General features: G+C 69.8%; 16 protein-coding genes. 4 read left to right on the plus strand and 12 right to left on the minus strand.

Annotated features, from left to right (window positions below):
* Positions 1 to 4: 4 nt before the first annotated feature.
* The 11 genes from ftsW to LI94_RS07385 form a co-directional block, all read right to left on the minus strand.
* Positions 5 to 1,537 carry a putative lipid II flippase FtsW gene (ftsW, locus tag LI94_RS07335; protein WP_024440479.1) on the minus strand — a complete coding sequence of 511 codons (1,533 nt, stop codon included), beginning with the start codon at positions 1,535 to 1,537 and terminating at the stop codon, positions 5 to 7.
* Positions 1,534 to 3,051 carry a UDP-N-acetylmuramoyl-L-alanine--D-glutamate ligase gene (murD, locus tag LI94_RS07340; RefSeq protein WP_231383972.1) on the minus strand — a complete coding sequence of 506 codons (1,518 nt, stop codon included), beginning with the start codon at positions 3,049 to 3,051 and terminating at the stop codon, positions 1,534 to 1,536. The genes ftsW and murD overlap by 4 nt, the downstream gene beginning before the upstream one ends.
* 1 nt (position 3,052) lies before the next feature.
* Positions 3,053 to 4,132: a phospho-N-acetylmuramoyl-pentapeptide-transferase gene (mraY, locus tag LI94_RS07345; RefSeq protein WP_024440481.1), complete on the minus strand. Its 1,080-nt coding sequence runs from the start codon at positions 4,130 to 4,132 to the stop codon at positions 3,053 to 3,055.
* Positions 4,129 to 5,628, minus strand: a complete 1,500-nt coding sequence (murF, locus tag LI94_RS07350) for a UDP-N-acetylmuramoyl-tripeptide--D-alanyl-D-alanine ligase (protein ID WP_046300782.1) — start codon at positions 5,626 to 5,628, stop codon at positions 4,129 to 4,131. The genes mraY and murF overlap by 4 nt, the downstream gene beginning before the upstream one ends.
* Positions 5,625 to 7,163, minus strand: coding sequence for a UDP-N-acetylmuramoyl-L-alanyl-D-glutamate--2,6-diaminopimelate ligase (locus LI94_RS07355; protein ID WP_024440483.1), 1,539 nt, complete (start codon positions 7,161 to 7,163; stop codon positions 5,625 to 5,627). Before LI94_RS07355 ends, murF begins: the two co-directional genes overlap by 4 nt.
* 93 nt (positions 7,164 to 7,256) lie before the next feature.
* Positions 7,257 to 7,493 (minus strand): hypothetical protein, encoded by a 237-nt coding sequence (locus LI94_RS07360; RefSeq protein ID WP_046300783.1) that lies wholly within the window; start codon positions 7,491 to 7,493, stop codon positions 7,257 to 7,259.
* A gap of 142 nt (positions 7,494 to 7,635) precedes the next feature.
* Positions 7,636 to 9,642 (minus strand): penicillin-binding protein 2, encoded by a 2,007-nt coding sequence (locus LI94_RS07365; protein WP_024440485.1) that lies wholly within the window; start codon positions 9,640 to 9,642, stop codon positions 7,636 to 7,638.
* On the minus strand, positions 9,639 to 10,688 hold the full coding sequence (locus tag LI94_RS07370) for a hypothetical protein (protein WP_046300784.1): 1,050 nt from the start codon (positions 10,686 to 10,688) through the stop codon (positions 9,639 to 9,641). The genes LI94_RS07365 and LI94_RS07370 overlap by 4 nt, the downstream gene beginning before the upstream one ends.
* Positions 10,688 to 11,914, minus strand: coding sequence for a 16S rRNA (cytosine(1402)-N(4))-methyltransferase RsmH (gene rsmH, locus LI94_RS07375; protein WP_082105687.1), 1,227 nt, complete (start codon positions 11,912 to 11,914; stop codon positions 10,688 to 10,690). Before rsmH ends, LI94_RS07370 begins: the two co-directional genes overlap by 1 nt.
* Positions 11,889 to 12,320 (minus strand): division/cell wall cluster transcriptional repressor MraZ, encoded by a 432-nt coding sequence (gene mraZ, locus LI94_RS07380; RefSeq protein ID WP_024440488.1) that lies wholly within the window; start codon positions 12,318 to 12,320, stop codon positions 11,889 to 11,891. Before mraZ ends, rsmH begins: the two co-directional genes overlap by 26 nt.
* Positions 12,321 to 12,656: 336 nt before the next feature.
* On the minus strand, positions 12,657 to 13,061 hold the full coding sequence (locus LI94_RS07385; RefSeq protein ID WP_024440489.1) for a DUF3040 domain-containing protein: 405 nt from the start codon (positions 13,059 to 13,061) through the stop codon (positions 12,657 to 12,659).
* 239 nt (positions 13,062 to 13,300) lie between these two features.
* Here LI94_RS07385 and LI94_RS23060 point away from each other — a divergent pair, with 239 nt between their 5' ends.
* Together LI94_RS23060 and LI94_RS07395 are read left to right on the plus strand one after the other, a co-directional pair.
* Positions 13,301 to 13,918 carry a GNAT family N-acetyltransferase gene (locus LI94_RS23060; protein WP_192830934.1) on the plus strand — a complete coding sequence of 206 codons (618 nt, stop codon included), beginning with the start codon at positions 13,301 to 13,303 and terminating at the stop codon, positions 13,916 to 13,918.
* A gap of 145 nt (positions 13,919 to 14,063) precedes the next feature.
* Complete coding sequence (locus LI94_RS07395; protein ID WP_036457030.1) at positions 14,064 to 14,717, plus strand: DUF3153 domain-containing protein; 654 nt, start codon at positions 14,064 to 14,066, stop codon at positions 14,715 to 14,717.
* A 3-nt stretch (positions 14,718 to 14,720) separates the two neighbouring features.
* On the opposite strand, the gene LI94_RS07400 is transcribed toward LI94_RS07395, so the two are convergent.
* Complete coding sequence (locus LI94_RS07400) at positions 14,721 to 15,614, minus strand: mycobacterial-type methylenetetrahydrofolate reductase (protein WP_024440492.1); 894 nt, start codon at positions 15,612 to 15,614, stop codon at positions 14,721 to 14,723.
* A 223-nt stretch (positions 15,615 to 15,837) separates the two neighbouring features.
* On the opposite strand from LI94_RS07400, the gene idsA2 reads away from it, so the two are divergent.
* Positions 15,838 to 16,887: a bifunctional (2E,6E)-farnesyl/geranyl diphosphate synthase gene (gene idsA2, locus LI94_RS07405; RefSeq protein ID WP_036457098.1), complete on the plus strand. Its 1,050-nt coding sequence runs from the start codon at positions 15,838 to 15,840 to the stop codon at positions 16,885 to 16,887.
* Between the two features lie 15 nt (positions 16,888 to 16,902).
* A partial coding sequence (gene mptB / locus LI94_RS07410; protein ID WP_046300788.1) for a polyprenol phosphomannose-dependent alpha 1,6 mannosyltransferase MptB occupies positions 16,903 to 17,804 on the plus strand: 902 nt, incomplete at its 3' end.

The following is a 17,804-nucleotide window of genomic DNA, read 5'->3' on the forward strand; positions in this document are numbered from 1 at the left end:
TCCCCTATCGCTGACCTTCCAATGCGCGTACGCGTCCGCCAGTCGGACGCGCCCCGGCGTGACGCCGGCCGCCTCCATTTTGCCCTGCACGCCCGGCGCCTCGACCGGCTGCCCGGGCCGGCGCCTGCGCTGCGGCGCGCTGCCGGCCCGACCGCGCCGGCGCCTGTCCGCTCGTCTGGGCCGTTCGTGGCCGTGCGGCCGGCCGTGAGCGTGTCCGCAGCCGGTCACGCAAAGCCTCAAGACGGGTCGGCGAGTAGGGCTCGGGTAGCGGCAGCCGCAGTATCCGGTTCATCCGGTCGTCCTGGCCGGCCCGCAGCGCCGCCACGGCCTCCGGTTCGTGCCGGGCCGCGTTGGCCATGATGCCGACCATGAACAGCGTTGTCGCCGTGGAGGTTCCGCCGGCAGAGATGAGCGGCAGCTGAATTCCGGTGACGGGCAACAGCCCGATCACATAGCCGACGTTGATGAACGACTGACCGATCACCCACATCGTGGTGGCGGCGGTCAGCAGCCGCAGGAATGGGTCCGCGGAGCGCTTGGCGATCCGCATGCCGGTGTAGGCGAACAACCCGAACAGCGCCAGCAGCCCGAAGCCGCCGATGAAGCCGAGCTCCTCGCCGATGATGGCGAAGATGAAGTCGTTGTGCGCATTGGGCAGGTAGTTCCATTTCGCGGTGCCCTGGCCCAGACCGTCGCCGAAGATGCCGCCGTTGGCCAGTGCGAACTTCGCCTGACGCGCCTGATAACCGGCGCCCTGCAGGTCGGCGTCGGGGTCCAGCCAGGACCGCACCCGGTCGGAACGGTAGCCCTCGGTCACCGCCATGATCGCGGCGGCGGCGACAATGGCCGTCAGGGACGTGAGGAACACCCGCAACGGCAGACCGGCGTACCACAGCAGCGCCAGCAGGATGATGCCCAGCGAGACCGTCTGCCCCAAGTCGGGCTGGGCGACGATCAGCACCAGCGCGACCACGGCGGCCGGCACCAGCGGGACGAGCATCTCGCCCAGCGTCGCCCGCTCCATGCGCCGACTGGCCAACAGGTGTGCACCCCAGATGACGAAGGCGATCTTGGCCAGCTCGGAGGGCTGCATGGAGAAGCCGGCGATGACGAACCAGCCGCGAGAACCGTTGGACAAGGTGCCGATGCCCGGGATCAGCACCAGCACCAGCAGCACGATGGTGAAGGCGTAACCGGCAAAAGCCATGCGCCGCATGAACCGGACCGGCATCCGCAACGCCACGTAGCAGCCGACCAACCCGATCACGGTCCACAGCACCTGCTTGCCGAAGATCCGCCACGCCGATCCATCGGTGCCGTAGGACTCCACCCCGGAGGCCGACAGCACCATGATCAGGCCGAGCGTGGTCAGCAGCGCGGCCACCGCCACGATCAGATGGAACGACGTCATCGGCCGGCCCAGCCAGGCGCCGAACCGGGTGCGCGGCTCGGGCTTGGCGGCCGTGACAGCGGTTTCGTCGGAGGAGGCGTCTGCGGCCCCGGCGTCGCGCCGCAGCCGGGCCAGGATGCCGATCACACCGATCCTGCCGCGGAACGTGCCGCGGCGGCGAACGCGTCGCCCCGGGCACCGTAGCCGGCGAACTGGTCGAAGGATGCCCCCGCCGGCGCCAGCAGCACCGTGTCCCCGGGCCGGGCCAGGTCGCGGGCGGCGGCCACCACCGCGGTCATCACCCGGGAGCCCAGCGTCTCTTTGGACCCATCAGCTACTCGCTTCACATGAGTAACTGGAGACACAGCAGTATCACCCATATCAATATCCTCGCCCGTCACAACGTGGACGACGGGGACATCCGGTGCGTGTCGTGATAACGCCTTGGCAACCTCGCCGCGATCTCGGCCGATCAATACGGCCCCGGCCAGGTGAGCAGCGATTCTGGCGACGGTCGGCTCGACCGAGGCCCCCTTGAGCAGCCCCCCGGCCACCCAGATCACCCGCGGGTGGGCCAGCACCGATGCCTCGGCCGCGTGCGGATTGGTGGCCTTGGAATCATCGACGTAGCTGATCCCGCCGTCGACCACGATCAGTTCGGCGCGATGCCGGCCGACCTGGAACGACGCCAGCGCCGCGGCGATCGCCTCGGGGGGCACGTCGACGCTGCGGGCCAGCGCGGCGGCCGCCAGCGCATCCAGGATCCCGACCGGGCCGGGCACCGGTATCGACGCCACCGGGGCCAGCGCCACCTCATCGGCGAAGGCGCGATCGACCAGCATGCCGTCGACCACGCCGAGCTCACCGGGCGCCGGTTCGCCGAGCCGGAAACCCACCTTGACCGGGGCAGGCGCGGTGTCGCGCAGCGCCGCGGCACGGGCGTCGTCCATGCCGACCACCGCCACCCGGCCGGCCAGCGCGCGGGCCTTGTCGGCGGTGTAGGCGGCCATGCTGCCGTGCCAGTCCAGGTGGTCCTCGGCGATGTTGAGCACCGCGCCGGCCTCGGGGCGCAACGACGGGGCCCAGTGCAGCTGGAAGCTGGACAGCTCCACGGCCAGCTCGTCGGATTCATGCGGCGGTCCCAGCTTCCGCTCTCCTCCGTCGAGCCTCGCTGAACCGCCGGCGGGCTCCCCCAGCACATCCAGCACGGGGCTGCCGATGTTGCCGCACAACTGGGCACGCCGGCCCGCGGCCGACAACATGGCGTACAACATCGAGGTGGTCGTGGTCTTGCCGTTGGTGCCGGTCACCACCAGCCAGCGCCGCGGCGGCCCGTAGTGGCCCGCGACGTCGAGCCGCCAGGCCAGCTCCACGTCACCCCAGATCGGCACGCCGGCCGCTGCGGCGGCGGCCAATACCGGTGTGTCCGGGCCGAATCCGGGGCTGGTGACCACCAGCGCGTAGCCGCCGATCTGCGCGGCGGCTTCGGCGGGGCTGCAGGTCGTGACGTCGGGGTGGGCGTGCAACGCGGCAACATTGTCGTCGCACAGCGTCAGGTCCAGCTCGAACGGCGCCAACGCGGTGAGGATGGCCCGGCCGGTGATGCCGGCCCCGGCGACCAGCACCCGCGCTCCCGGAGACAGCGGGGCCAACCCGGCCACCTCAGCCACCAACGGCGGTGAACCACTCGCCGTAGAACATGGAGACGCCCAATCCGCAGGCGATGGCGGTGAGCAGCCAGAACCGGATGATCACCGTGGTCTCGGCCCAGCCTGCCAACTCGAAGTGGTGGTGGAACGGGGCCATCCGGAACACCCGCCGGCCGGTGCTGCGGAACGCCAGGATCTGGACCACCACCGAGGTGATCTCGGCGACGAAGAGCCCGCCGAGCACCACCGCGAGGATCTCGGTGCGGGTGGTGATCGACATTCCGGCGATCACGCCGCCCAGCGCCAGCGAGCCGGTGTCGCCCATGAAGATCTTCGCCGGCGCGGCATTCCACCACAGGAATCCGATGCAGGCGCCCGCGGTCGCGGCGGCGATCAGCGCCAGGTCCAGCGGGTCGCGCACGTTGTAACAGCCCAGTCCAGGGGCGCTCGCGCAGGCGTTGCGATGCTGCATCACGGTGATCAGCACGTAGGCGCCGCTGACCATCGCCATGGATCCGGCGGCCAGCCCGTCCAGGCCGTCGGTGAAGTTCACCGCGTTCGACCAGGCGCTGACGATGAGGATCACGAACAGCACGAACGCCGCCGCGGGCAGCGTGACGGTGGCGATGTCGCGCACATAGGACAGTTGCAGGCTGCCCGGGGTCAGACCGGAGCTGTTGCGGAAGCACAGCACCAGCAGACCGAACAAGGTGGCCGCGGTGACCTGCCCGATGGTCTTGGCGGTCTTGTTCAGGCCGAGGTTGCGCGACCGCCGGATCTTGATCAGGTCATCGAGGAACCCGACGCCGCCCAGCGCGGTAGCCAGCCCCAGGACCAGCAGGCCCGAGGCCGTCGGCCCGGTGCCGTAGAAGACCAGGCCGGCCAGTTCAGCGGCCAGGTAGCCCGCCCAGATCCCGGCCACGATGGCCACGCCGCCCATCGACGGGGTACCGCGTTTGCGCTGGTGGCTGGCCGGTCCGTCTTCGCGGATCTCCTGGCCGAATCCCTGCTTGGTGAACACCCGGATCAGCACGGGGGTCAGCAGGATCGCGACCAGCAGCGCGACTCCGGCCGCGATGAGGACCATTATCATCGGCGATCTCCTGGGTCTTCGCTGGTCAGCGCCTGCGCCAACGCGGTCAGGCCCGCGGAGTTCGACGCCTTGACCAATACCACGTCCCCCGCCTGCAACTCGGCGCGCAACAGGGCCAGGGCGGCATCGACGTCGGGTACCGCGGTGGCTTCGGCGCCCCAGGATCCCTCCATCACTGCGCCGTGCAGCATCGCGCCCATCGATCTCCCTACTCCGACGACAACGAGACGAGACACATCTAAGCGCACCGCGAGCCGCCCGATGCGGTCATGCTCAGATATTGCGTCCTCGCCGAGCTCGGCCATCTCCCCCAGCACCGCCCAGCTGCGGCGCTTCGCCCCCGGATTCTCACCGCGGGCGATCCAGGCCAGCGCCTGCAGCGCCGCCCGCATCGAGTCGGGGTTGGCGTTGTAGGAGTCGTCGATCACGGTCACGCCGTCTGCGCGGGTGCTGACCTGCATCCGGTGCGCCGAGGCCGGTCCGGCACCGGCCAGGGCGTCGGCCACCTGGTGCGGCGTGGCACCGCATTCCAAGGCCACGGCGGCGGCGCACAGGGCGTTGCCCACCTGGTGATCACCGGACACGCCCAGCCGTACCTCCGATTCGCCTGCGCCCGAGTGCAAGGTGAACCGCGGGCGGGCCAGCTCGTCGAGCACCACCGGCCCGGCCCACACGTCGGCGGGAGCGGAGCGGCTGACCCGTACCACCCGCGCGACGGTCTTGTCGGCCATCGCGGCGACCGCCGAGTCGTCGACGTTGAGGATCACCACGCCGGATTCCGGAACAGCTTGGGCCAGCTCGGCTTTGGTCTCGGCGATCGCCTCGCGGGAGCCGAACTCGCCCAGGTGTGCGGTCCCGACGTTGAGCACCACCGCGATCTGCGGCGGGGCGATCGCCGCCAGCGCGGCAATGTTGCCGCGATGCCGCGCCGACAGCTCGAGGACCAGATAGTCGGTGTTCTCGTCGGCCCGCAGCACCGTCCACGGGTGGCCCAGCTCGTTGTTGAACGACCCGGGCGGGGCGATCACCTCCCCCAACGGCGCCAGCACCGCGGCGATCAGGTCCTTGGTGGAGGTCTTGCCCGACGACCCGGTCACGCCGACGATCGTCAGCCCCTCGGCCACCAGGGTGGCGGCCACCGCGGCGGCCAGTTTGGCCAGTGCGGCCAGCACCGCAGCGCCGGAGCCGGCCTCGTCGTCATGCTCGAGCGCACCGGATCGACTGTCGGAGGCGACCGGCTCCACCACAATGGCCGGCACCCCGACCGGACGGGCGGCCAGCACCGCCACCGCGCCGGCATCGACCGCCGACGCCGCATGGTCGTGGCCGTCGGCCTGCGCGCCGGGCAGCGCCAGAAACAGTGCGCCCGGGGCGATCCGGCGGGAGTCGAATTCCACGGGGCCGGTGACCACGGTGCGCTCGGCCTGCTCCGGGGTGATGTCGGCCAGCCGGCCGCCGACGATCTCGGCGATCTGCGCGACGGTCAGCGCGATCATCCGTGCTCCCCGCGCGTTTCCAGCGCCCGGGCCAGCTCCACCCGGTCATCGAACGGCTGGGTGTGCCCGGCGGCGGTCTGCCCGGTCTCGTGTCCCTTGCCCGCGATCAGCACCACGTCGCCGGGCTGAGCCCAGGCCACCGCGTGCCCGATCGCGGCCCGCCGGTCGCCGATCTCGACCACCTGAGCGCTGCCGGCGGCGGCACCGGCCAACACGGCGCGCCGGATGTCGGCAGGGTCTTCGCCCCGCGGGTTGTCGTCGGTGATCACGACCAGGTCGGCCGACTCCGCGGCGATCCGCCCCATCGGCTCACGCTTGCCCTGGTCACGGTCGCCACCGGCGCCGAACACCACGGCCAGGCGTCCGGTGGTGCCGCGCAGTTCCTGGCGCAGTGTTGCCAGCACCGCCGCCAGCGCCCCGGGCTTGTGCGCGTAGTCGACCAGCGCCAGGAAGCCCTGCCCCCGATCGATCGACTCCATCCGTCCTGGCACCCGCGCCTCTCGCAGGCCGGGGGCCGCCTGCTCCGGCGACACCCCGACTGCGTCGAGAATAGCCAGCGCCACAAGGCAATTGGACACGTTGTAGGCGCCGGGCAGGCCGATGCCGACCGGGTGGCGCACACCCGCGGGGTCGACGGCGACGAACTCGCCCCCGCTCACCCGCTCCACCCCCCAGTCCGCGGGGCGGCCCGTCGCGCTGACAGTGACCGGCGCGGTCGCCCGCGCCGCCATTGCCGCGCCGGCGTCGTCGTCGATACAGATCACCGACCGCGCCGCGTGCAGTGGCGACGCCGGATCGAACAGCCGAGCCTTGGCCTCGAAGTAGTCGGCCATGGTCGGGTGGAAGTCGAGGTGGTCGCGAGACAGGTTGGTGAAGGCGCCCACCGCGAACCGGGTGCCGTCGACCCGGCCCAATGTCAGGGCGTGACTGGACACCTCCATGACCGCGGTGTCCACCCCGCGCTGTGCCATCGCGGCCAGCAGCGCCTGCAGTGCGGGCGCCTCTGGGGTGGTCAAAGCGCTGGGAAGATCGACGCCGTCGATGCGGACGCCGACCGTGCCGATCAGCCCGGCGGTGCGACCCGCAGCCCGCAGCCCGGCCTCGACCAGATAGGTGGTGGTGGTCTTGCCCGACGTCCCGGTGATGCCGATGACGGTGACCTGCTCACACGGATGTCCGTAGACCTGCGCCGCGAGTTCGCCGAGCACGGATCGGGGCGCCGGATGAACCAGGACAGCTATGCCGGGTAGCGCTGCAGCGTCGGCGATCTCGGCGGCCCCGGCCCCGTCGGAAAGCACCGCGACCGCGCCCCGGGCGACCGCGTCGGCCGCGAATCGTGCCCCGTGGGTGGTCGCGCCAGGCAGCGCCGCGAACAGGTCACCCGGCCGCACGTCCTGGGCGCGCAGCGTCAACCCGGTAATGGGCAGCTCGGGAACCGCCTCACCGGCTACCGCAACCGCCCCGATCTGCGCTGCGAGCACCCGCAGCGACGTGCCTGCACCGACGTCGGGGCGCAGAGCAGCAGGCACCAACATCACCTCCATCCGCTGCGGCCGGGTCGTCCGGATCGGCCCTGAGACTACCCAGGCGGGCCGTGTCCACAGCGCAGGCGCGTGGGCTCGACGGCCTCAGCCGTCAGAAGGCGGCGGTGGCTGCTTGAGCTTCTTGTCGAACATGCACTGGAAGTCCCCGGGCGGACATCCGTACTGAGTCGGGTCCGGCACTTCCTCGCAGGTTCCCTGCTTCGTCATGAAACAGCCGCTGGCGTGGTGGTCACTTGCGATGGGCGTGCCGAGCAGCCCCAGCGCGACGACGCCTGCCGCCGCGGCGAGAACACCCGGAATAGCGATAGTTTTTCGGGCCATGATCGACCCTTTCTCTTCGGCGAGGAACCCCCTTTTCGTCTCCGCGTTGTCCGCACAATAAGCGCACGATCACCACCAACGCGGCGGAATCACGTCTTTTTTTGCGGACGCCAGTGGTCGGTTCGGCGGCAGGGGGTGGCGCCTACATCGCCTGCAGGACCAGCGGCGGTCCTGGGTCCGGCGACAGTGGCACGTTGTGGCGCTGCAACAACCACCCGGCGATGTTGTGGAACAGCGGTGCCGCCGAGGTGCCCGGCGAGCCGTCCGCGGCGCGATGCGGGTTGTTCATCATCAGGCCGATGACGTAACGCGGATTGTCCGCCGGCGCTATCCCGGCGAAGGTGATCCAGTAGACGTCGTCGTAGTAGCAACCGCACGCCGGGTTGATCTGCTGTGCGGTGCCGGTCTTTCCGGCGATCTGATAGCCGTCCACAGCGGCCTGCCATCCGGTGCCCTGCTGAACACCGGTCGGATCACGTTGCACCACCGAGCGCAGCATGTTGCGCACGGTCGCCGCGGTCTGCTCCGAGACCACCCGGACCCCCTCCGGTCGCGGTTCCTCGGCGCGGCCGCCGTCGGGGGAAATGGTCGCCTTGATGATGCGCGGCGGGATCCGCACGCCGTCGTTGGCGATGGCCTGATACATCCCGGCCATCTGCAGCAGTGTCATCGAAAGACCCTGGCCGATAGGCAGGTTGGCGAAGGAACTGCCCGACCATTGGTCCACCGGCGGCAGCAGACCGGCGCTCTCACCGGGTAGCGCGACACCGGTGCGCTGTCCGAGCCCGAACTTCTCCGCCATGTCGAACCAGCGCTCGGGCCCCACCCGCTGAGCCAGCATCAGGGTCCCGACGTTGGAGGACTTCCCGAAGATTCCGGTCAGGGTGTAGGGCGCGACGCCGTGCTCCCAGGCGTCGCTGACGGTGACGTCGGCGACGTTGATCGATCCGGGCACCTGCAGGACGTCGTCGGGATGACCGAGGCCGTATTCGATGACCGAGGCCGCGGTGATGATCTTGTTCACCGAGCCCGGCTCGAACGGCGAGGACACCGCCAGGTTGCCGAGCTGGCGGTCCTCCTGGCGCCCAATGTCCTGGGACGGGTCGAACGTGTTGTCGCCGGCCATCGCCAGCACCTCGCCGCTCTTGGCGTCCAGCACCACGGCCGTGACATCGTGTGCGCCGGTGACGTTCTTGGCCTGCTGCACCTGTTGCTGGACATAGAACTGAATGTCGTCGTCGAGGGTGAGCTGGATCGTCGACCCGTTGACGGCCTTGTGCCGATTGCGGTAGCTGCCCGGGATCACCACGCCGTCCGAACCGCGGTCGTAGGTGACCGACCCGTCCGTTCCGGCCAGCACCGCGTCCATCGAGTCCTCCAGACCCAACAGCCCGTGGCCGTCCCAGTCGATGCCGCCGATGATGTTGGCCGCCAGCGAGCCGCCCGGGTACTGGCGCAGATCCTGCCGCTCGCTTCCGACCTCAGGGCACTTCTCGGTGATGATCTCGGCCACCGCGGGGTCGACGGCACGGGCGAGATAGACGAACGTCTCGTTGCTGCGCAGCTTCTTCAGCAGGGCTGCGGAGTCCGGCTTGTTACCGAGGCGGGTAGAGATCTCCTTAGCTATCTGCTGCAGCCGCAGCTGCGGATCGGGGGCGGACGGATCCTTCTTCTTGGCGTCGGCAAGCTGCTTGCCGATCTTGACCGGCTGGAAGGACAGCGCCCGGGCTTCGATGGTGAACGCGAGCTTGTCCCCGGTGCGGTCGATGATGTCGCCGCGCATCGCCTGTTGGACGTCGGTGACCTTGAGTTGTCCGGCGGCCTCGGCACGCAGCCCGGAGGCCCGCGGCACCTGCAGGTAGAACAGCTGAGCCGCCGACAGTGCCAGTACCAGGAAGATGACCGCGTTGCCGGTGCGGTGCCGGAAGACGAACGAAGCGCTGCGCAGGCCCATCTCGGTGGCTTGGCGGGTGCGACGCTCGCGGGCCGAATGTCCGGTTGTGGTGGACGCTTTCGCCGCCTTAGCGGGCTTGGCGGCTTTGGCCGGCTTGGCGGGCGTGGTGACGGAGCGGCGGGTCTTTCGGGAGGCGGCTGTGGTCGAGCCGTCGGCGCGACGTGCCGGTCCGGTTCCCCGCGCGGGCCGTCTCATCGCGCGGCTCCCGGAGCCACCGGCGTCGCCGGTACTTCCGGCGGCAGCGGGGGTTGCGGGGGTTGCGGAGGCAGGACGGACTCGGGCGCCAGCACCGGCCCGGGCGGCACAGCGACGGGCGGCAGGACGTCAGACGGGATGACCGAAGGCGTGGTCAGGTGCGGGATCTCTTGTGCGCCAGGCCCTGGCAATGGCCCGGCCGCAGGCAGGCCGGGAACTCCCGGCAGGCCCGGAATGATCAGCGGCGCGCCGGGCACCGCCGGAGCCGGCGGGACTGCGGCCGGCAGGTGCCGGCTGTCGAGCTTCGGCCCGGCCGGGGGCACCCGAACCGGCACCTCGGCCGGCGGTGCGACATCGTCGGGCAGCTTGGTGTTCAGTGGCGGCGGGGGCGCACCGTCGGCGGGTTTCGGGGTCCCGACCACCACCCAGTTGCCGATCGGGTCCTGGACCAGATGCGCGGTGTCGCGGCTGGGAATCATGCCCAGTTCGCGGGCCGCCTCGGCAAGCGCCGGTGCGGATTCGGCGGTGAGCACGTCGCGCTCGAGCGCTTCCTTCTGCTGCATGAGGACCCGGTTGTGCTCCCGGATGTTGCCCAGCTGGTAGGACCGCTCGGCGGCGTCCGTCGACAGCCACAGGGTGATTCCCAGCCCGATGCCGAGCGCGCCGATGATCAGCACGACGAACGGAACCTTGGCCGCCAGCGTGCGCGGTCGCAGGTCGATCGAGGCCAGCCGAGCGATCAGACGTTCGCGCAGTGGGACGCGTACAACCTTGGGTGCCTTGGCCTTGCGTGCCTTCGCCCGCGCTTTGGCCTGCTTGGTGCTCTTCGGCGGCACCGGCCTGGGGTCGGGACGAAGCGACGCCGCTTTCTGCGGGCCGGTGCCCGGCGGTGATTCGCGACCCGCCGTAGGCGTGGTCCCACGCTGCCGCCGTGGGCCTCGGGCCTGCGTCTGCTCAGCGACCCGCCGCGGGCCGGTCCGGGTTGCGCTCTCGGGGTTACGGCGACGGTCGCCCTGCCGTACCGCGGGCTTGCGCTTAGTCGCCATCACTTCCCCCTCGATGCCACGACCGGGCCGGCCTGGACCCGCTCAACCGCACGTAGCCTGACCGAGCCCGCTCGTGGGTTACGTTCAACCTCATCCGCCTCGGCCTTCTCGGCGCCCCGCGTCAGCGTGATGAATCTTGGTTCGTCACCGGGTAATTCGACCGGGAGCCCCACCGGTGTGCGCGACGCGGTGGCCGCAGCGAACTGCTGCTTGACGATGCGGTCCTCCAACGACTGGTAGGACATCACCGCCACCCGTCCACCCACCGCCAGCGCATCCAGCGCCGCCGGCAACGCATCCCGCAGTGAGTCCAGTTCGCCGTTGACCGCGATGCGCAGCGCCTGAAAGGTGCGTTTGGCCGGGTGTCCCCCGGTGCGTCGCGCCGGCGCTGGAATCGCCTCGTAGAGCAGCTCTGTCAGTTCCCCGGTCGAGGTGAACGGGGTGTGGGCCCGCCGGCGCACGATGTAGGAGGCGATCCGCGAGGCGAAACGCTCCTCCCCGAAGCGCCGCAGAATGTCGGTCAGCGCCGCCGCGTCGTAAGTGTTCACGATGTCGGCGGCGGTGAGGTCGGCCTGCGGGTCCATCCGCATATCCAGCGGCGCGTCCTGCGCGTAGGAGAAGCCGCGCTCCACCCGGTCGAGCTGCATCGAGGACACCCCGAGGTCGAACAACACCGCATCTACCGATCCGGTTGCGGCCAAGCCTGATTCGGTCAGCGCTTCAGCAATGCCGTCGTATCGGGTGCGCACTGTCTGGAATCGATCGGCGAAGCGGGCCAACCGGGCACTGGCGATGTCAAGTGCGGTGGTGTCGCGGTCCAGACCGATGACGCGCAGGCCGGGGAACTGGCTCAGAAACCGCTCCGTATGTCCGCCGGCGCCGAGGGTGGCGTCCACCAGGGTCGCGCCCCGGCCGTCAGGCGATCGGCGGGTCAATGCCGGAGCCAGCAGTTCTACGCAACGCTCCAACAGCACCGGTACATGCCCGAATTCGCCCTGTGCGGCCACAGCAACACCTCCCTGATGCGGCCAGTGATGGGCACGAAGTGCGGCCGGCGCCCGGCCCGGTCGCCCGGCCACACTGCGCGCGACTCGCCCGCAGGCCCTTACCTCGAGGTCCCTGCCCGACGGCACGAACCTGACGTTGGGGAAGTACGTCAGGGTCGGTTCGGACAGAGGCCACGAGGCACGGGCGTGCGCCTCAGATGATGTCGCTGAGTGCTTCATCGCTGGCCGCGGAGAAGTTCTCTTCGTGCGTCTGCTGGTAGTCGCTCCAGGCCTGTGCGTCCCAGATCTCCAGGTAGTCGACCGACCCGATGACCACGCATTCCTTGGACAGGTTGGCGTAGCGACGGTGGTCGGGCGACAGGGTGATCCGGCCTTGGGCGTCGGGGTGCTGTTCGTCGGTGGCGGCGGCCAGGTTGCGCAGAAATGCTCGCGCGTCCGGGTTGCTGCGCGAAGCCTTGGCCGCCCGGCGGGCCAACTGCTCGAACTCCGCGCGGGGATACACGGCCAGGCTGTGGTCCTGACTCTTGGTGACCATCAGCCCTCCTGCCAGCGCATCACGAAACTTGGCGGGCAGTGTCAGCCGCCCCTTGTCGTCGAGCTTGGGCGTATAGGTGCCGAGGAACATCGGCCACCTCCCGCCATGTCGACATCGTCAGCCCACGATACCCCACAATCCCCCACTACGCACCATTTCCTAGGCCTAATCCACCGCAACGCCCCACCGGATCGGCCATCTTGCCGCCCAGGCATGCCAAATGGAGCCCGATCGGGCGTCAAAAACCCAGGTCAGAGCGGATGGAAGGAAAGTGGGGCGGGGTGGGGCGCGCGCCCGAAGTGCTCCCCGGAGACCCGCCCCGCGGCCACCGCGCCATGACCGCGCCACGACCGCGCAGACGACCGCGCAGAAAAAAAGGGGCAGCCGATCGGCTGCCCCTTCTACATCACGTGCCGCTGGATCGGCCTACGGCTCGAACCGGCGACGGAAACGGTCTTCCATGCGGCTGGCGAACGTGCCGCCGCCACCCTTGACGCGCCGCTGCGCGCCACCGCCCGGCTTCGCCGCACCGTCGCGGCCGGCGGCCGCGTGGTTGCCGGTGATGGCGAACACCACCCCACCGAACATGACCACGAAGCCCAGCACACTCAGAATCAGAAACGCCGAATTGACGGTGGTCGCATAGAACGGGATACCCGAGACCAGCATCACCAGACCGACCACCAACAAGGTCATACCCTGCACCCTTCGGCGGGTGGTCGGGGTACGCAGGGCACCGCCGCGAACGCTGGAAGCGAACTTGGGGTCCTCGGCGTACAGCGCGCTCTCGATCTCGTCGAGCATGCGCTGTTCATGATCGGAGAGTGGCATTCGTCCCTCCTTGCCGACGGCCGCTCATGTCACTGCCCACGGCGCGATACGGACTGGTGCGGGCAGCTAACACTGATAATACGAGGTAGGCCTGCGCCGTACCACAGGCTTCACCAGCCGATTGTAGCGGCGGCGTGGCGATGCCGATCCACAACGGCCGACGCCGCCGGACGCAATCGCCGATAATGGGACTCCGGCATCGCGCACGCTCCCACTTCTGCGGGAAAGGAACCTGCACGTTGGTGACCTTCCTCCTCGACATATCGCCGCGCGAAATGGCCGATCACCTCGGTGCGGCGCTGCGCGTCTACGTCACTGCGATGGGCTACCCGCCGGGCACCGAGAGCCAACGCGCCGCGATGTGGCTCGATCACACCCGCCGCAGTGGCTGGCGGGCGGTGGCCGCCTTCGCCGACAACCAAGCCGGCGACGTCGGTGAGATTCGTCAGCTGGACGCCGCGCCGGGCGGACCGAAAGGCGCCCAGCTGCTGGGTGTGGCCTACGGCTACTGCGGCGCGCCCGACCAGTGGTGGCAGCAGCAGGTGGTGCTGGGCCTGCAGCGCCGCGGCCTGCCCCATTCCGACATCGCGCGGCTGATGGCCAGTTACTTCGAGCTGACCGAATTGCATGTCGCGCCGCGCGCGCAGGGCAGCGGCCTGGGTGAGGCCCTGGCGCGCCGTCTGCTGGCCGGGCGGCCCGAAGCCAACGTGCTGCTGTCCACACCGGAGACCAATGGCGAAGACAACCGCGCCTGGCGGTTGTACCGGCGGCTGGGCTTCACCGACGTCATCCGCGGTCATCACTTCGCCGGCGATCCCCGGCCATTCGCCATCTTGGGCCGGGCGCTGCCGTTGTAGCCAAGCGCCGCGTCGTCACCGGACCCGCCGACTGGTCTGGCACGATGACGTCGTGCATGTTCGGCGTTCGCTACAGCCCGCTCGGCAACCCGTTCCCGCGCCCGCTCAGCGCCGGTTTCGACAGTGGGGCACCTACCGTCGCCTGGTGGCCCTGGTCGCGCTCCTGCTGATCGCGGCGCCGTTGGCCGGGTGCGTGCGTATCCGGGCCAACATCACCGTCTCCCCCAACGATCAGGTCTCCGGCCAGATCGTCGTTGCGGCCAAGCCGCGCAACGACAACGACACCGGCCCCAAGCTCACCGCCGACCTGCCGTTCCCGCAGAAGGTCGCGATCTCCAACTACAGCAGGGACGGCTACGTCGGCTCGCAGGCGGTGTTCTCCGACCTGACCTTCGCCGAACTGCCGCAGCTGGCCCAAATGCACCGCGACGCAGCCGGGGTGGACCTCTCGCTGCGCCGCGCCGGCAACCTGGTGATCCTGGAAGGCCGGGTGGATCTCACCTCGCTGGGCGACCCGGAGGCCGACGTCGCGTTGAGCGTCGCGTTCCCCGGCGAGGTGACCTCCACCAACGGCGAACGCATCGGCAGTGACACCGTGCAGTGGCGGCTCAAGCCAGGCGTGGTGAGCACCATGAGCGCCCAAGCCCGCTACACCGATCCCAGCACCCGCTCCTTCGCCCACGCGGCGCTGTGGCTGACCCTGTCTACGCTTGCCGCGGCGGGCGCGGTCGCGGCAATCGCCTGGTACGGGCGGGACCGCTCGCCGCGCTTGCGCTCCCCCGACGACAGCGCCGGCTGAGGATCAGCGGGTCTCGGGCGACCAGTACTCCAGCATCTGCGCGAAGGTGCGGAATGCCGCCGCGGACACCCCGTAGGTGGCCTCGAAATGGATGCTCAGCGGGAAGCCCAGGTCGGCGACGCCGTCGATCACCCGCTTGTACAGGTCGAGCATCAGCTTGCACCGCTGGTCGGGGTCACTGTCGGCGAGCGTCTTGACGAAGTCCTGTTCGGCGGCCACCGCCGCGTTGCCCGGATCCTGAATCAGCCAGTTGATCAGCCCGATCCGGTTTTCGAACGACGGCACGAAGCCGAACGACAGCAACAGTTCCGGGCGCGCTTCGCTGTGCTTGGCGAACTCGGTCAGGAACGGCACGATCGCGTCGGAATACAGCAGCTGGGTCAGCCCGAACGTCGCCCCGCGCTCGCATTTGAAGTTGAACCGGCCGATCTCGTCGGCCCGGGTGGGAATCAAGATGACGCCGCGGTTGGCCACGTCGGCGCGGAAGGTCGCAAGCGCGTCGGTCGGCGGCACCCCCGCCCCCTCGCCGTCGGCCATGGTGCGGGGCACGCCGACGAAGACCACGCCCTCGATCCCCGCGCCGGTCAGGTCACCCAGCCGGCTCCGCAGCGCCGCCTCGTCGGAGAACGAGGTGACCTGAGTGCACAACCCGGCCATGCCCGGCAGCTCGGGCCGAATCGCGTTCCAGAAGTCCAGCACGTCGAGCTTGGGCTTCATCTCGATCGGGCGGTCATCGTCCTCGTCGATCATCCCCGGCATCAGGATGTGGCGGATCCGCCCCTCGAGGCCGGCCTCGGCCGCAAACCGCACAACCTTGTGCGCCTCTTCGATCGTCTGCTCGGGGCCCTTTTCCACGTTCGGTGGGACAAGCTCGAGTGCGACGGTGTTCAAGGTCACGTACCAGCTCCTCATGAAAGACAGTCAACAGACAGTCAACAGTGCCACAGGGCAGGAACGGGCAGCGTTGGCCGCCTCCGGCCGCTACCGGCCGCAGTCCCCCCGGCTGTGGTGGCACACTCTACGCTGGACCCACGCTGGGGGTCCCCGGCCGGGCAGCACAGAAAGGGGCGCCGAGCTGAGTTTCAAGGCATCCGCAGCGACTACACCGTCGGCCGCCGAGCTGGCCGCGGCCGTCACCGAAACGCTGCGCTCCCACCTGCGCACCCGCCGCACCGAGACCGCCTACATCGGCGACGACTACGAGGCGTTGATCACCGGCCTCGAAGAATTCGTGCTCATCGGCGGCAAACGACTGCGCCCGGCGTTCGCCTACTGGGGCTGGCGTGCCATCACCGGACGTGATGCCGACGACGGCGAACTGCTGCTGTTCTCCGCGCTGGAGTTGCTGCACGCCTGCGCGCTGGTGCACGACGACGTGATCGACGCCTCAGCCACCCGACGCGGCAGCCCCACCACCCACCGCAAGTTCGCCGAGCTGCACCGCGCCCGCGGATGGCGCGGATCGGCCGACCAGTTCGGGATGTCGGCTGCCATCCTGCTCGGCGACCTGGCGCTGGTGTGGGCTGACGACATCGTCGCCGGGGCCGATCTGCCGGCCGACGCCCGGCGGCGCGTGCGGGGCGTCTGGTCGGACATCCGGACCGAGGTGCTGGGCGGCCAGTACCTCGACATCGTCGCCGAATCCAGCGGGGTGGACTCGATCGCCTCGGCGATGCGCGTCAACACCTATAAAACCGCCTCCTACACGGTGGTGCGGCCGTTGCAGCTGGGCGTGGCCGCCGCGGCCGACCGGCCCGACATCCACGCGCTGTTCCACGAACTCGGCACCGACCTGGGCGTGGCGTTCCAGCTGCGCGACGACGTGCTGGGGGTGTTCGGCGATCCGGCGGTGACCGGCAAGCCCTCCGGCGACGACCTGCGTTCGGGCAAACGCACCGTGCTGCTGGCTGAGGCCGTTGAGCTGGCCGACAAGTCGGATCCGGTAGCGGCCAATCGGTTACGCAGCGCGATCGGCACCGCGCTGACCGAGGCGCAGGTCCGCGAACTGTGCGAGATGATCGAGGCGGTCGGCGCGCTGGCAGCCGTGGAGGACCGTATCGATCTGCTGACCCGCCGCGCCCTGGCCGCGCTGGCGGCCGCACCCATTGACGAGGTTGCCAAAGCCGGACTGACCGACCTGGCTCGCCGGGTCGCCGACCGGTCCGCCTGATCGCCCGGAGCGCCGATGTCGAATCCCACCACCCCACCGGTCCCCGGTGCGTCCCGCGACGCCGTCAGCGGCCTATCCCGACTGCGGCAGTTCGCCGCCGGCGAGCAGGCCGGAGCGGCGTGGCTCGGCTGCCTGGGCGCCCTGCTGATCACGCTGGGCGGCTTGGGCGCCGGCAGCACCCGCATCCAGGACCCGGTGCTGGACGGGCTGCATCTGTCCTGGCTGCGCTTCGGCCACGGCCTGGTGCTGTCGTCGGTGCTGCTGTGGGCCGGGGTCGCGGTGATGCTGGTGGCCTGGCTCGGCCTGGGGCGGCGGGTGATCGAGGGCACCGTGAGCACCTACACGTTGATCGCCACCACCGGCTTCTGGCTGGCGCCGTTGTTGCTGTCGGTCCCGGTGTTCAGCCGCGACACCTATTCCTATCTGGCCCAGGGCGCCCTGCTGCGGGATGGATTCGACCCCTACTTGGTGGGGCCGGTCGACAACCCCAACCCCCTGCTCGACGATGTCAGCCCGATCTGGGCGGCGACGACGGCACCGTACGGCCCGGCGTTCATCCTGGTCGCCAAGCTCGTCACGATGCTGGTCGGCAACAACGTGGTGGCCGGCACCATGCTGCTGCGCTTGTGCATGCTGCCCGGGCTGGCGCTGCTGATCTGGGCCGCCCCCCGGGTGGCCACCCGCGTCGGTGGCAGCGCGCCTGCGGCGCTGTATCTGGCCGTGCTCAACCCGCTGGTGATCATCCACCTGATGGGCGGGGTCCACAACGAGATGCTGATGGTCGGCCTGGTGATCGCCGGGATCGCGCTGACCCTCGAACGCCGCCACCTGGCCGGGATAACGCTGGTGGCGCTGGCGGCGGCGGTAAAGGCCACCGCCGCAATCGCATTGCCGTTCCTGGCTGTCTCTTATACACA

This window comes from Mycobacterium sp. UM_Kg27 (genome assembly GCF_000972905.1).
Classification (GTDB): domain Bacteria; phylum Actinomycetota; class Actinomycetes; order Mycobacteriales; family Mycobacteriaceae; genus Mycobacterium.

Bases quoted from the DNA above. Each gene is read 5' to 3' on its own strand.
- LI94_RS07360 (WP_046300783.1), bottom strand. From the start codon at position 7,493: ATGGCCCGAAAAACTATCGCTATTCCGGGTGTTCTCGCCGCGGCGGCA.
- rsmH (WP_082105687.1), bottom strand. From the start codon at position 11,914: ATGAAGCACTCAGCGACATCATCTGAGGCGCACGCCCGTGCCTCGTGG.
- LI94_RS07385 (WP_024440489.1), bottom strand. From the start codon at position 13,061: ATGCCACTCTCCGATCATGAACAGCGCATGCTCGACGAGATCGAGAGC.
- mraZ (WP_024440488.1), bottom strand. From the start codon at position 12,320: ATGTTCCTCGGCACCTATACGCCCAAGCTCGACGACAAGGGGCGGCTG.
- LI94_RS07355 (WP_024440483.1), bottom strand. From the start codon at position 7,163: ATGTTGGTGCCTGCTGCTCTGCGCCCCGACGTCGGTGCAGGCACGTCG.
- LI94_RS07365 (WP_024440485.1), bottom strand. From the start codon at position 9,642: ATGAGACGGCCCGCGCGGGGAACCGGACCGGCACGTCGCGCCGACGGC.
- LI94_RS07370 (WP_046300784.1), bottom strand. From the start codon at position 10,688: ATGGCGACTAAGCGCAAGCCCGCGGTACGGCAGGGCGACCGTCGCCGT.
- murF (WP_046300782.1), bottom strand. From the start codon at position 5,628: ATGATCGCGCTGACCGTCGCGCAGATCGCCGAGATCGTCGGCGGCCGG.
- mraY (WP_024440481.1), bottom strand. From the start codon at position 4,132: ATGATAATGGTCCTCATCGCGGCCGGAGTCGCGCTGCTGGTCGCGATC.